The organism is Kushneria avicenniae (genome assembly GCF_900112585.1).
Classification (GTDB): Bacteria; Pseudomonadota; Gammaproteobacteria; order Pseudomonadales; family Halomonadaceae; genus Kushneria; species Kushneria avicenniae.
The window spans coordinates 304,816-318,858 of the sequence record NZ_FOLY01000001.1; the positions used below are offsets into that span (position 1 = coordinate 304,816).

Here is a 14,043-nt window from a genome sequence, read left to right on the forward strand (position 1 = left end):
ACGTGAGCTCCTGATCAGGATGTTGAGAAAGTAGTGGCATGACCGAGCAAGCGGTGGGCTTCACGCTGGAGATGACGCACCGGCTCATCGATCTGCCATCGAGCCAGCACATGCTGATTGTCCGGATCACAACACTGTGTGATCGGCCATAGTCCCTGAACCGAGTTGAGCAGGCAGGCGCTGCGCGCCTGAAGCAGCCGGGAGAGCGGTGCGGCGCTGACAACGGCAAGCTGCCCGCTTTCCACCAGTGCCCGGCGCAGCGTGCCTTCCACGCCACACTCGGTCAGTGCCGGCGTCCACCATTGACCATGCTCATGCCAGGCCAGGTTCATGGCCGTTGCCTCAACGAGCTGATCCAGATCGTTGAGCAGGATGCCCTCGGCAATGGCATCGTCCTGCCACTCCTGGCGCGCCATTACATTTTCAAGTCGATTGAGATGCTTGATACCAGCGAGCGCGCGCTGTCGCCCCAGTTTCAGCCGGCAGAGACGAGCTTCGATACCGCTTTCCCAGCGCGCGGGCATGGGCGTGAAGGGAATAAACTGCCAGTAACAGCGAGGCGTCGCGGGCATCGGCGGACGATAACCGCGCCCACCACTGCCACGGGTCAGGATGATCTTGAGCACCTGCAGGCCTGCCGGCGCCCTTTCGAGCAAGGCATCGAGCCATTCCCGTGAAGGGGCCTCGATACCCAGTCTCTGCGCCCCAAGCGCGAAACGCTCACAATGCTCATGCCAGAGCGCAGGAACGCCATCCCTGACCAGAACAGTCTCGAACAGGCCATCTCCGTAGGCCAGTCCCCGATCTGTCAGGGGCACGGTCAAGGCATCGTCAATCGTGTCTGTCATATTGACGCCATCAGATGCGCGAGAACACCAGCGAGCCGTTGGTACCGCCAAAGCCGAACGAATTGGACAGCACATGTTCGATCTTCATTTCGCGCGCGGTATGAGGCACATAGTCGAGGCGACACTGCTCATCCGGGTTGTCCAGATTGATGGTCGGCGGTGCCACCTGATCACGAAGGGCCAGAATCGCGAAGGCGGCCTCGACCGCACCGGCTGCACCCAGCAGGTGACCGATCATCGATTTGGTAGAGCTGATGGCAACGTCCTGTGCTGCGCTACCAAGCACCTTCTCGATGGCCAAGCTTTCGGCAACGTCGCCTACCATCGTGGAGGTACCGTGCGCATTGATATAGTCGATGCTTGAGGGGTCAAGGCCGGCATCACGAATGGCATTGCTCATGGCAAGTGCCGCCCCGGCGCCATCGCTCGGCGGTGCCGTCATGTGCCAGGCATCGTCACTCATGCCGAATCCGGTGCACTCCGCAAGGATGTCGGCGCCACGCGCTTTCGCATGCTCATACTCCTCCAGCACCAGAATGCCGGCACCATCGGAAAGGACAAAACCGTCGCGGTCACGGTCCCAGGGGCGACTGGCAGCCTGCGGATCGTCGTTACGGGTCGACAGTGCCCGCGCTGCGGAGAATCCACCGACGCCCAGCGGCGTGCTGGCCATCTCGGCACCACCGCAGACCATGACATCGGCATCACCGTAGGCAATCGTGCGTGCGCCATAGCCAATGTTGTGTGTACCCGACGTGCAGGCCGTGGTAATGGCAATATTGGGACCGCGGAAACCGAACTGGATCGCCAGATTCCCGGAAATCATGTTGATAATCGAGCCGGGAACGAAAAAGGGAGAAATGCGGCGCGCTCCCGACTTCAGCATCGACTGATGATTGCTTTCGATCATGGGCAATCCGCCGATGCCGGAACCGATGGCAACCCCGATACGGTGGGCATTCTCTTCGCTACAGGCGATTCCGGAGTTCTGAATCGCCTGCACGGAAGCCGCGATACCATACTGGATAAAAAGATCCATTTTCTTGGCATCTTTCGGGTTGAACCATGGCGCTGGATCGAACCCCTTTACAGCACCGCTGAAACGGGTGTTCAGACCACTGGCATCAAAGTGCTCGATCGATCCGATACCGCTTTTGCCAGCCTTGATACTATCCCAGGTGGCATCGGTAGTATTACCTACCGGTGTTACCAGACCGATGCCGGTCACCACGACCCTTCTGCGAGGCATCGTTTTTCCTCCAAAAAAGACAGATGAGTGCGCTCGAGAGCCTGAATTCCTGCTGGATACCCGACCGCCTGCTGCGTGATATATCGCGGCCATTATACCGATTCTGTCGGCCTGGTCTCTGCGGATATATCCCTGATGATTCAGCTTGAAAGAACCGACGCACCACGCGCTGCCTGCCGGTCAATATTATCTAAAAATAAAGCCGCTCCCGAATGGGGCGGCTTTACAGGTCAACCCGGCCCGGTGGGGCCGAATTGCGCCGAAAACTTACTGGTGAGCAACGATATAGTCGATCGCTTCCTGAACGGTCGTGATCTTTTCAGCTTCTTCGTCGGGAATTTCAGTGTCGAATTCCTCTTCGAGAGCCATCACCAGTTCAACGGTGTCGAGCGAGTCGGCGCCCAGATCTTCAGTGAAGGAAGAGCTGTTCTGGATCTCTTCTTCCTTGACGTTCAAACGTTCGGCAACAACTTTTTTAACGCGCTCTTCGATGGTACTCATTTATCATCACTCCTGGTTTACGAGTCGCCAGATCAAAACTGGCGGTAGTTTATAGGCCGTCTTTCCCGGACGCAACAACGTCCTTTGCCGGCTCTAGCGCATGTTCATGCCGCCGTTGACATGCAGCGTTTCACCGGTGATATACCCGGCGACATCGCTGGTCAGAAAACACGCTGCTGCTGCAATCTCCTCGGGTTGCCCCAGACGCGACAGCGGAATCTGATTCAGCAATGATTCTCTGTGTTTCTCCGGCAGCTCACTGGTCATGTCGGTGGCAATAAATCCCGGCGCCACGGCATTGACGGTGACATTGCGCGAGGCAAGTTCACGAGCCAGTGAACGGGTAAAGCCTTCCATGCCGGCCTTTGCCGCAGCATAGTTACTCTGACCAGCGTTGCCCAGTGTTGCCACGACAGAACTGATGTTGACGATGCGGCCAAAACGCGCACGTGTCATCGCTTTCATGCAGACCTTCGAGACACGGTAGACCGAGGTCAGGTTGGTATCCAGAACCTCGTCCCACTCGTTATCCTTCATGCGCATCAACAGGTTATCACGAGTAATACCGGCATTGTTGACCAGAACCAGGGGCGCACCAAAACGCTCAACGATCTCTTTATGCACCTGCTCGATGGCATCGCTGTCGGTCACATTGAGCACCATGCCGGCACCGGTGATCGAATGGGCGGCAAGATCGTTGTCGATGCGGCGCGCGCCGTCTTCGCTGGTGGCCGTACCGATGACCGTATGCCCCTGTCGACCCAGCTCACGAGCAATGGCCTGACCAATGCCGCGCGTTGCACCGGTAACCAGTGCCACTCTTGCTTCACTCATGCTTGCTATCCCTTTTGGGCTTGATGTCCTGTGGTGCACCCTGAAATGCCTTTAATGGCTATCCGGCATCTCTTTTGCCAGCTCGATACCGGCGGCAAGTGACTCGGGGTCGTTGACCGCAACCCCCCGACTCTGGCGCGTGATGCGCTTGCCAAGCCCTGTCAGCACCTTGCCCGGACCACATTCGATAAATACGCTGGCGCCCTGCTCGGCTAGCGCTTCCACGCAGCGCGTCCAGAGCACCGGGCGATACAGCTGCTGCACCAGACACGCTCTAATGGTATCAAGATCATCATGCCAGGCGGCATCCACATTCTGGATAACACGATAGCGCGGCTGACGCAGATCGATATCGGCCATGGCCTGCTCAAGACGCTCGGCCGCCGGCTTCATCAGCGCACAGTGTGACGGTACCGAAACAGGCAGCGGCATGGCGCGACGTGCCCCATGCTCCTGACACAGGGTGATGGCACGCTCGACCGCCGCTTTCTCTCCGGCGATCACGACCTGTCCCGGTGAATTGTAATTGACGGCGGAGACAACGCTGCCCTGCGCAGCCTGTTCACAGACCGACTCAACGACGTCATCATCAAGTCCGAGAATGGCCGCCATGCCTCCCTGACCGGCCGGCACGGCTTCCTGCATGGCTTCGCCTCGCAGACGCACCAGACGAACGCCATCGGCGAAACTCATTGCACCGGCACAGACCAGAGCGCTGTATTCGCCGAGACTGTGTCCGGCCATGGTCGTGGGACGTGGCCCTTCAAGCTCCTGCCAGACACGCCAGATGGCAACGCTTGCGGTCAGCAGCGCCGGCTGGGTGCAGGCTGTCGCATTGAGCGCCGACTCGGGGCCTTCCTGTGTCACATGCCAGAGATCGTAACCCAGCGCGTCGGAAGCCTCCTCGAAGGTCGTTCGCACCACGCTATAGCGTTCGGCGAGCTCTCGCAGCATGCCCAGCTGCTGAGAGCCCTGACCGGGGAAGACCAGGGCGAGGGCATTGCTCATCTGATTCACCTGTACTAACTCGTTGAAGATTAAATAAGCGAAGCTTGATAAACACCATCATGCAGGCTTGCTTTCGACTTCGCCATACGAAAACGACCTTATGTCATCAGTCTGTCCGGCAAATTCATTGCGGCCTCATCCACGGCACGGCGCACAGCATAGGCGAACCCTTCTGCCCGTGCACTGCCATGACTCTTGACCACGGTCGCCTTGAGCCCCAGAAAACTGGCACCATTGTATCGTACGGGATCCAGCTCCTGCAGAAAGCGACGCAATACGGGAGCGGCCAGTCGTCCGACCATACGCGCATATAATCCGGTCTGAAATCCTGCCTGCAGGCGTCCCGCCAGCATACGCGCCAACCCTTCACTGCTTTTGAGCGCAATGTTGCCGACCATGCCGTCACAGACCGCAACGTCTGTATGACCACTGAAAAGAGCATCTCCTTCCACATAGCCGACATATTCGAAGTTCGGATGCCTGCTGGCGCGCAGCATTGCATCGGCTTCACGCACCCTGCGCTCTCCCTTCCCGCTCTCCGTTCCCACATTCAAAAGGCCTACCCGTGGACATGCTACCCTGTCCACGAGCCTGACCATCGCCGCCCCCATGGTGGAAAAATCCACGAGATGCTCAGCCCTGGCATCCACATTGGCGCCAAGATCAAGCATGTAGCAGGGCCTTTGCGACACGGTGGGGATGGCGGCGCTGATGGCGGGACGTGTCACCGAGGAAAGCATGCCGACATCACGCCGTGCCAGCGCCATGATGGCACCAGTATGCTCGGCACTCACGCAGGCACTGGCCTCACCGTTCTGCAGAGCAACAAGGCTTGCATAAAGGCTGCCGGAAGAAACATCACGAAGGATACGGGAAGGCGTCATGTCACCGGGCAGGCAGTCGCCGGCTTCGACAATGTCGATACGGTCATGAACATGAACAAGAGAGGCTGGCAAGCGGGCGAGTTCAACATCGACAAGATGGCGCCTGCCATAAAGCGTAACACCTGCATTCGGCCTTTGTGCCAGTGCAAGTGCAGCTCCGTAAACGGTAGCGCGGGGACCGTAGTCCCCGCCCATGGCGTCGATGGCGATACGCAGGGGCGTCATCGCCCGAATCATTTATTCTTCGACGTCGATGACCTTGCGGCCACGGTAGTACCCATCCGGTGCAACGTGGTGACGGCGATGGGTCGTACCGGTTTCCTTGTCCTGAGAAAGGGTCGGGTTGCTCAGCGCATCGTGTGCACGACGCATACCGCGCCTGGAACGGGACTTGCGATTCTGTTGGACAGCCATGGGGTTGTCTCCGGTTATAACGTAACGTCAGAAATGACTCAGTGATCCTTCAGGGAACGAAGCACACTGAACGGGTTATCGGCTCGCGCCGGCGTTTCTTGCTCGGCTTCGTCACCGCTTTGCAGCGAATCGCGAGAAACGGCGCAATCCGCTTCATCGTGATAGACCACCTGCGGTAGGGTCAGAAGCAGCTCGTCTTCGACAACCGGCAGCAGATCCAGATGTTCGTCTTCCACGAGCACCGGCTCGTAACGTGCCGGCAGCGTCGCTGCGAGCGCATCGCTGGTCACCATACCAAGCAGAAAGGTGCTTTCAAGATGAACCGGCATGGGCTGCAGGCATCGCTGACAGGGCATTTCAACATCGGCGGCAAGTGAGCCTTCAATGTAATGCTGGCGCTGTTCATCCAGATCGAACGTCATGACGACATGACATTCAACCTCCTGCCGACCGATGACATCGACGATACGAGGCATGGCAGAGAGTGTAACACTCCCCTCCAGATGTTCGCCGCTGGCAGCAAGCCGATAGGGCTCGACCGTTTTGGGTAGTCGCGTGGTTGACATAGGCGCGCAATAATAGGGATTGTCCGTGAAGGTGTCAAAAGAGTTGTTGCAAATGATGCCCTTGAGATTCCCGGCATTCATATTAAATCACCGTTACACGTCCCCCATTCGCCTTTCAAACCATCCTTTCAGGAGTCATCATGCCCCTGCTTGTTCTTGCATCCGGTTCCGGCGCTCGTCGTGAGCTCCTGAATCGCCTCGGCCTGCCCTATTGCCATGCTGCTCCCGATATCGATGAAACGCCACGGCGTCATGAAACGCCTGCCGTACTGGCCGAGCGACTATCGCGCGAAAAGGCCCTTGCCCTGGCTGAACGCTATCCAGATCATCTGATCATCGGCAGCGACCAGGTCGCCAGCATCGACAATGAACTTTTGGGAAAACCGGGTGGTATCGACGCAGCCCGTCAGCAGCTCCAACGCTTCTCCGGTCGCCGCGTCAGCTTCCTGACGGGCCTTGCACTGCTGGATACGCGTCACAATCACTGCGCAACCCATGTCGATCTGACAAGCGTCGATATCAGAACGCTGAGCGCGCAGGAAATAGAGGGCTATCTCGAAAAGGAGCCGGCCATCGACAGCGCCGGCGGCTTTTATATGGAACAACTGGGTACGGCGCTTTTCGACAGCGTCGAGACCACCGACCCCAGCGCCCTGATGGGGCTTCCCTTGATCACGCTGTGTCGATTGCTGCGCGATGCCGGCGTCAACCCACTGCTGAAATGAGCATATCCAGAGCGCGATAGAACCTTCGGCCCCTTTACTCAACGCAGTCGGACGGGTGACTCCCCTGCATGAGAGTCAATACCCAGGTACTGAGCGGCTACCCGACCGAGATGCTGCGAGAGCTGCTCGAGTGGATCACCGCTTTGGGTATAGTCCGTGACTTCGGCGCTGCCGGTCATGTCACGTGCAATGTCATCCACGCTCTTGAGGCCGTCCGTTAACCCCTTGTCGACGGCTTCTTCCCCGGTCCATATCAGCCCCGAGAAAAGTGCCGGATCATCGGACAGGCGGTCTCCACGACCGGCCTTGACAGCGCTGATGAACTGATTATGCGTCTGATCAAGGACATGCTGCCAGAAGCGCCGTTGTTCATCGCTAACGGGCTGAAAAGGATCAAGCATGTCCTTGTTGTCGCCGGCCGTGAAGACCCGACGCTCGACACCCAGCTTGTCGATCGCCCCCTGCAGGCCAAACCCGGAATAGATCACCCCGATGGAGCCCACAAGACTGGCCGGCGCCGCATGGATCTCATCTGCAGCAGAAGCAATGTAGTAGGCTCCGCTGGCTCCGATATCCTCAATGACCGCGATAATCGGCTTGTCACCGGTACTGCGCAGACGACGAATCTCGTCATAGATTCGCTGCGACTGAACCGGAGAGCCACCGGGACTATTGATCTGCAGGATGACCGCCGTGTCGGCGCCCTGCCAGGCATTGTCCAGACCGCGAATCACCCTTTCAGCACTGGCGGGCGAGCGACTGTCGATCACCCCATCCACCTTGACCACGCCGATATGACTGCCGGTCATCGACTCCCGGTCACCCGTCATCATGACAAAAACGGCGGCTGCCACCGCAATCCAGAACGTCCAGAACAGCAGGCGAAAGAAAATCTTCCAGCGGCGGCTACGGCGCTGCTCACGCACCATCTCAAGCAGCCATCGCTCCATGGCGGCTTCTCTGGAGACACCATCACGGGTATTGCTGTCGTCTTTCACGTCCCTGTCGACCATGTCACGCCCGGTCCATCGATCTTCCCGATCACTCATGCACGCCGCTCCCTGTATGCTGGCCGGCGGTTATCTCCAGCCATGACATTAACTCGTTAACATCATCCACCACGCGCACAGGCGCGAAATCAGCCAGTTGATCGGCGTTGTGCACCCCCCAGGTAACGGCCACACGATCCATGCCCAGCGCCTGCGCCATGCCCATGTCATGCACGCTGTCCCCGATCATGACGGCGTCTTCAAGCGCAACCTCCAGCGAATCCAGCAACTCGGTCAGCATGAGCGGATCGGGCTTCGAGCATGTCAGGTCGGCCGTGCGACTGTCGTCAAACCAGTGTCCGCAGCCACGCTCGGCAAAAATACGATCAAGCCCCCGGCGACTCTTGCCGGTGGCAACGGCAAGTTTGACATCCGGCATTGCCCTTAACCGAGCGATGCCCTCTTCCACACCGGCAAAAAATGGCAGAGCCGGCCCTTCACGCTCGGCCGTTACAAAATGATGGGCATAGCGCTGGCGCAGCTGTTCCGCCTGTGCGCCATCAATGCACGGGCACAGCCTTGCTATCGCCTCGGGTAGACCAAGGCCGATGATATCGAGTACCGCCTCCCGACTCAGTGCAGACCAGCCGACATCGATAGCGGCACGCTGCATACAGTCCACGATTCGATCCGCCGAATCCATGAGCGTGCCATCCCAGTCAAAAATCATCAGGCGATAGCGCATCGCTGCCGTACTCCTTTTTTACACCTTCAGGGTATTGCTGTTATGCAGGACCAGCAGTACTAGCGCAGACGTGCCAGTACGCGCTGCAGGTCATCGCTCAAAGGCGCATGAAGCTGAACGCTCTTCCGTGAGACTGGATCGGTAAATCCAAGTGTCCGGGCATGTAGAAACAGGCGGGACAGATCGCAGCGGGCGGCCAGTTTTTCGCCCCTTGTGCTGCCATATTTGCTATCGCCCAGCAGTGGATGACCGGCATGCACCGCATGCACCCTGATCTGGTGGGTACGCCCCGTTACGGGCTCGGCTTCAATCAATGAGGTACCTTGCAGGGACTCAATCAGTGTGAAGCGTGTTTTTGATTTTTTGCCATTGTCGTCTACTCGCACGCGTCGTTCGCCGTTTGGCAGCTCAAAACGCAGCAGGGGGGCGTTCACCTCTCGACAATGATTGGACCAGCCCCCTTCCACCAGCGCCAGATAGCGCTTTTGCATTTGATGGTGGCGCAGCTCATTGGAGAGAAAATTGAGCGCATCACGGGACTTTGCGACCAGCAGACATCCCGAGGTATCGCGATCAATTCGATGGACCAGTTCCAGATAAGGCAGGTCATCACGTATCTGGCGCAGAGCTTCAATCAGCCCGATCCTGACCCCGCTGCCGCCATGAACGGCAAGTCCCGAAGGCTTGTTGAAAGCCATCCAGTCCGGGGTTTCACGCAGAAGACTGCCTTCAATGACCTTGCGCAGGTTGTCGCTGACCTCCTGCACGGCTTCCTGAGGCGTCAATCGCAGTGGCGGCACTCTCACACGATCGCCCTGCACCAGACGTCGATTGGCCTTGCCACGCCCGCCGTTGATACGCACTTCACCACGGCGAATAATGCGATAGATCAACGTGCGGGGCGCCCCCTTGAGATGGGCAAGAAGAAAATTGTCCAGCCGCTGTCCATCATGATGTTCATCGATGTCCAGCCACTGAACCCCGCGCCCCTCGGCCATGTCCACTTCCTCTAATTACCTGCTGCAAGGGCCGGCATTGTAGCGAAATAATGCGGCGGTGGCCCCGATTGTGGGCACCAGGGTTTACTGTTATATTCCGGGAGCTTCCTTAAGGTCTAATGGACCTGACAGCGTCTGCACCAGATGACACGCAGGCCGAAGCAACAGAACAGTCGTCGGATGAGATAAATCCGGCACCTGGCAGTATGAGAAGTACCCGGATCTTGCATCACGGGATCAACCATTTCCGTGCCGAAAGCCGGTGCTGTCGACTCGATGGCCATCAGGTGTGACCGCCCTACTGGAAGACCGGTTAAGCAACCATGCTGCCGCGACATGTCTTCAGGCAGTCACGTACTCAACATGATCATGAAGCCTTTCCAGGGCACGTCGTTATGACGCCCGAGGAATTGAAACATACTTGTAGACATGCGCTGAGCACAAACACTCTGGCCCGCGATTCGGCTGCACCGATGTCCGGCGCTACAGACCATCAACCGCATGAGTTGATAACGGCTGTGGCACGGCATTTGTTTAGCGGTACGCTCAGTCAGTGAGACAATATGAAACGCATGCTTATCAACGCGACTCAGCCCGAAGAGCTGAGAGTCGCGCTGGTCGACGGCCAAAGACTTTACGACCTCGACATCGAATCCGGTGCCCGGGAACAAAAAAAGGCCAACATCTATCGCGGTCGAATCACCCGGGTTGAACCCAGCCTCGAGGCTGCCTTTGTCGATTTTGGCGCCGACCGTCACGGCTTTTTGCCGCTCAAGGAAATTTCGCGCGAGTATTTTTCAAAGGAACCTTCCGGCAACGGTCGGCCCAATATTCGTGAAGTCATCAAGGAAGGTCAGGAAGTCATTGTCCAGGTGGACAAGGAAGAGCGCGGCAACAAGGGCGCGGCACTGACCACCTTTATCAGCCTGGCCGGACGCTTTCTGGTCCTGATGCCCAACAACCCCAGAGCCGGCGGCATCTCGCGTCGCATCGAAGGTGATGAGCGTACCGAGCTCAAGGAAGCCATGAGCCAGCTCACCATGCCCGAGAAGATGGGCGTGATCGTGCGCACGGCGGGTATCGGCCGCTCCAGTGAAGAGCTTCAGTGGGATCTGGACTATCTCGTACAGGTCTGGGAGACCATTACCGAAGAAGCCGGCAAGCGCTCGGCACCGTTTCTGATTTATCGCGAATCCAACGTGATCATTCGCGCCATGCGCGACTACCTGCGCCAGGATATTGGCGAGGTGCTGATCGATCACGGCGACGTGCACGAGGAAGCTCTCAACTTCGTCAAGCAGGTCATGCCGTCGTATCAACAGAAGATCAAGCTGTATAACGACGACGTTCCCCTCTTCTCGCGCTTTCAGATCGAATCGCAGATCGAGACGGCCTACGAGCGCGAAGTCAAACTGCCCTCGGGTGGCTCGGTCGTTATTGATCATACCGAAGCGCTGGTATCCATCGACATCAACTCCTCGCGTGCCACCAAGGGCGGCGATATTGAGGAAACCGCCCTTCAGACCAATCTTGAAGCTGCCGACGAAATTGCCCGTCAACTGCGCCTGCGCGATATCGGCGGCCTGGTGGTCATCGATTTCATCGACATGTCGCCGGCGCGCAACCAGCGTGAAGTTGAAAACCGCGTCCGCGATGCCCTGAAGCTTGATCGCGCCCGCGTGCAGATCGGACGTATTTCCCGCTTCGGTCTGATGGAAATGTCGCGCCAGCGGTTGCGCCCATCGCTGGGTGAAACCAGTGGCGTGGTCTGCCCGCGCTGCAACGGTCAGGGCACCATTCGTGACGTTCGCTCGCTGTCACTGTCGATCATGCGCCTGATCGAAGAAGAAGCGATGAAGGACCGCAGCTCCCAGATTCGCGCCATGCTGCCGGTACCGGTTGCCACCTACCTGCTCAATGAAAAGCGCAACGTGCTCACCGACATTGAACGTCGCCAGGGTGTTCGCGTCATGCTGCTGCCGCAGCCCGAGCTTGAAACACCTCATTACGACGTTCAGCGCTACCGTGACGATCAGGTTGATCCTGAAGAAGCCGGACGCTCGAGTTTTGAACTGTCGGACGACTTCGAAGCGCCGGAAGACGAAAGCGAAACCTATCGCAAGCCGGTCAAGCGCACCGAAGCGGCCGTACGCTCCGTGGCGCACCGCACGCCGGCACCGGAACCGGTGGCCACACCGGTCAACGAAGAGCCATCAGGTTTTTTGAGCCGCCTCATGAAAGGCTTCAACCGCCTGATGGGCAGCGAGGAAAGCAGCCAGCAGCAGCAGAGTACTGCCAGTAGCGCCCCTTCCGGCAAGGAAAACACCCGACCGGCCGCACGTGAAGAAAAACCGCAGTCCTCGACTCAGGACAACGCAGCTCGCGAGGCGCAGAAGTCCTCTTCGAACAGCGGTGATCAACGCAACAATCGTCGCGACAGCACAAGACGCGATGACACGAAACGCGACGACAGTGCCGGCAACAGGAACGGCCGCAACGACAAACGTACCTCATCGGACAAGGGGCGCGACGACAGGACCCGTCGTGACCGCCCCTCGCGTGACTCCGAAAAGAGTGACGGCGCCGGCAGCCGTAACGACAGGCGCCAGCAGGACAAGAGCGATAACGTCAGCAGCGAGCGCGGCGACAAGCGTCAGAACAGTGGTTCGGCCTCCAGAAGTGATAACAACGCCTCTGATCGCGCCGACAAGCGCACACAGGGTGGATCCACGTCCAGGGGCGACAACAACACGTCTGATCGCAATGACAAGCATCAGCAGAGCGTATCGAACGACAAGGGCGCTGAAAAAACGCGCGATGATGGCGATCGACAAAAGCCCGCTGCTGACGCACAGACCAAAGTGGACAGCGCTCAGAACGAACGTACGTCGTCTTCGTCTACCCAGTCCCAGAGTGACGATAGCGGCAAGCCTCGTCGTACCCGCAACAACCCGCGCCAGCGTAGCCGCAAGCAGGCCTTGAACCCGGAAGCGGTTGCCGAGCAGGAACGTCTGCAGGCAGAAGCCGGTCAGTCCGGAGATGCGGCCGCTGCTGACGCCACACAGCGTCGCGATAACGCCTCAACATCTACCAGTGAGGCAGCGTCTGCCGAAAAGGCCGGCAAGGCCTCAAAGGCGCCGACCTCCCCTTCGGATAGCACGTCTACGCCGAAAAAGGCCGCTGATACTAGTGACGTCACGCCCGCTTACGAGCAAAAGCCGACGACTTCTGACGAAAAGGCACCTACTGCTGACAGGCAAGACTCTGCCAGCGATAAAAAAGCCCCTGCGGCTTCCGGTACGGCGCGCAAGTCGGTCAGCGCTACCTTCGGTCGTGAATCTGCATCGTCCGAAACCACTCCGGATCAGCAGGAATCCAAAACCGGCAGGTCTGCCAGCGCAGAAGACGCCCCTGTTGCGGCATCTGAACCCACGACCGAGTCCAGAAACGACTCGACCGGGCAGAAGGCTTCCAGCAAGGAGGCTGCAGGCGACAAGGCTATCGCAGGCGCTGCAGCGGCCGCCGCTAAAAAACCGGCTGTCGGCGATGCCGGCAAAAAGGATGAAAAGCGCGCCTCGACCGAAACGACCAAAGGCACCGAGGTAGATGCCGGCAAGTCCGAAAAGCGCTCTGACAAACCATCGTCAAATGATGCTGCGGATACTGCGCCTGTCGAAGGCAGAGAAGATGCCCAAAAGGCGCAGAAAGGCGTAGCGCCCGAGGCCAGTGAGGCCACGCCGCGCGAACAGCCGCATCTGGTCGCCCATGACGCCAGGGGATCCGTCAGAGACCGTGCTTCCAGTGACGCCCCCGCGCGTGACATCAACAAACAGAGTGTGACCACGCGCGACAGGAGTGCGGAAAAGTCGGCGGCAAGGAGCGCCACATCGTCCGATGCTGATTCAACATCGGACCATGCTGCCGATAACGCTGCCGCCAGCGAGACTAGCCCATCGGCTACTCCGGCTGACACCGGCAAATCGACCCCCAGGCCTTCCTCAGGGGAGTCCGCCGAACAGACCGGCAATGCTCGCAAGACAGCAGACACCGCCGCCAGAAAGACCGCTGACAAGGTGACAACCGATAGCGCTGAACCGCAGAGTACCGACTCATCGGATGAAGCCTCGGCCCAGCCTCGTCAGCGCCGACGTGCTCACAATGATCCGCGTGAGCGTCGTCGCCAGCAGCAGCGGGAAAACCAGCAGTCCTCCGGCGAGTAACGCCGGACCTGCTTTCAAAGGAAAGGGCCCACTCCATTGGAGTGGGCCCTTTTGATTTGAGC

At 58.7% G+C, this 14,043-nt stretch carries 13 protein-coding genes; 2 read left to right on the forward strand and 11 right to left on the reverse strand.

All coding sequences use genetic code 11. The annotated features are described in order from the left end of the window. Nucleotides 1–14: 14 nt before the first annotated feature. From pabC to BM079_RS01495, 8 genes are all read right to left on the reverse strand, one after another. Complete coding sequence (pabC, locus tag BM079_RS01460) at nucleotides 15–848, reverse strand: aminodeoxychorismate lyase (protein ID WP_090130111.1); 834 nt, start codon at nucleotides 846–848, stop codon at nucleotides 15–17. Between the two features lie 10 nt (nucleotides 849–858). Next, entirely contained in the window at nucleotides 859–2,097 is a 1,239-nt protein-coding gene (gene fabF, locus BM079_RS01465; RefSeq protein WP_090130113.1) for a beta-ketoacyl-ACP synthase II, read from the reverse strand. Nucleotides 2,098–2,364: 267 nt separating this feature from the next. Further along, complete coding sequence (gene acpP / locus BM079_RS01470; protein WP_019951639.1) at nucleotides 2,365–2,598, reverse strand: acyl carrier protein; 234 nt, start codon at nucleotides 2,596–2,598, stop codon at nucleotides 2,365–2,367. Between the two features lie 93 nt (nucleotides 2,599–2,691). Next, on the reverse strand, nucleotides 2,692–3,432 hold the full coding sequence (gene fabG / locus BM079_RS01475; protein ID WP_090130115.1) for a 3-oxoacyl-ACP reductase FabG: 741 nt from the start codon (nucleotides 3,430–3,432) through the stop codon (nucleotides 2,692–2,694). A gap of 51 nt (nucleotides 3,433–3,483) precedes the next feature. Beyond that, the gene (fabD, locus tag BM079_RS01480; RefSeq protein ID WP_090130116.1) at nucleotides 3,484–4,440 is read right to left on the reverse strand and encodes an ACP S-malonyltransferase; all 957 of its coding nucleotides are present in this window, start codon (nucleotides 4,438–4,440) and stop codon (nucleotides 3,484–3,486) included. A gap of 98 nt (nucleotides 4,441–4,538) precedes the next feature. After that, nucleotides 4,539–5,549, reverse strand: coding sequence for a phosphate acyltransferase PlsX (plsX, locus tag BM079_RS01485; RefSeq protein ID WP_090130118.1), 1,011 nt, complete (start codon nucleotides 5,547–5,549; stop codon nucleotides 4,539–4,541). Nucleotides 5,550–5,561: 12 nt separating this feature from the next. Next, nucleotides 5,562–5,738, reverse strand: coding sequence for a 50S ribosomal protein L32 (rpmF, locus tag BM079_RS01490; protein ID WP_090130120.1), 177 nt, complete (start codon nucleotides 5,736–5,738; stop codon nucleotides 5,562–5,564). Nucleotides 5,739–5,776: 38 nt separating this feature from the next. Continuing rightward, nucleotides 5,777–6,304 carry a YceD family protein gene (locus tag BM079_RS01495; protein ID WP_090130753.1) on the reverse strand — a complete coding sequence of 176 codons (528 nt, stop codon included), beginning with the start codon at nucleotides 6,302–6,304 and terminating at the stop codon, nucleotides 5,777–5,779. A gap of 140 nt (nucleotides 6,305–6,444) precedes the next feature. Between BM079_RS01495 and BM079_RS01500 the strand changes: the two genes are divergently transcribed. Next, nucleotides 6,445–7,029 (forward strand): Maf family protein, encoded by a 585-nt coding sequence (locus tag BM079_RS01500; protein WP_090130122.1) that lies wholly within the window; start codon nucleotides 6,445–6,447, stop codon nucleotides 7,027–7,029. A 38-nt stretch (nucleotides 7,030–7,067) separates the two neighbouring features. Here BM079_RS01500 and BM079_RS01505 read toward each other — a convergent pair whose 3' ends face one another. The 3 genes from BM079_RS01505 to BM079_RS01515 are packed head-to-tail and all read right to left on the reverse strand — an operon-like array spanning nucleotide 7,068 to nucleotide 9,761. After that, entirely contained in the window at nucleotides 7,068–8,078 is a 1,011-nt protein-coding gene (locus BM079_RS01505; protein ID WP_090130124.1) for a S49 family peptidase, read from the reverse strand. Next, nucleotides 8,071–8,763 (reverse strand): HAD-IA family hydrolase, encoded by a 693-nt coding sequence (locus BM079_RS01510; protein WP_090130126.1) that lies wholly within the window; start codon nucleotides 8,761–8,763, stop codon nucleotides 8,071–8,073. Before BM079_RS01510 ends, BM079_RS01505 begins: the two co-directional genes overlap by 8 nt. A gap of 59 nt (nucleotides 8,764–8,822) precedes the next feature. After that, nucleotides 8,823–9,761: an RluA family pseudouridine synthase gene (locus tag BM079_RS01515; RefSeq protein ID WP_090130128.1), complete on the reverse strand. Its 939-nt coding sequence runs from the start codon at nucleotides 9,759–9,761 to the stop codon at nucleotides 8,823–8,825. 563 nt (nucleotides 9,762–10,324) lie between these two features. On the opposite strand from BM079_RS01515, the gene rne reads away from it, so the two are divergent. After that, on the forward strand, nucleotides 10,325–13,981 hold the full coding sequence (rne, locus tag BM079_RS01520; RefSeq protein ID WP_217639617.1) for a ribonuclease E: 3,657 nt from the start codon (nucleotides 10,325–10,327) through the stop codon (nucleotides 13,979–13,981). Nucleotides 13,982–14,043 lie beyond the last annotated feature (62 nt).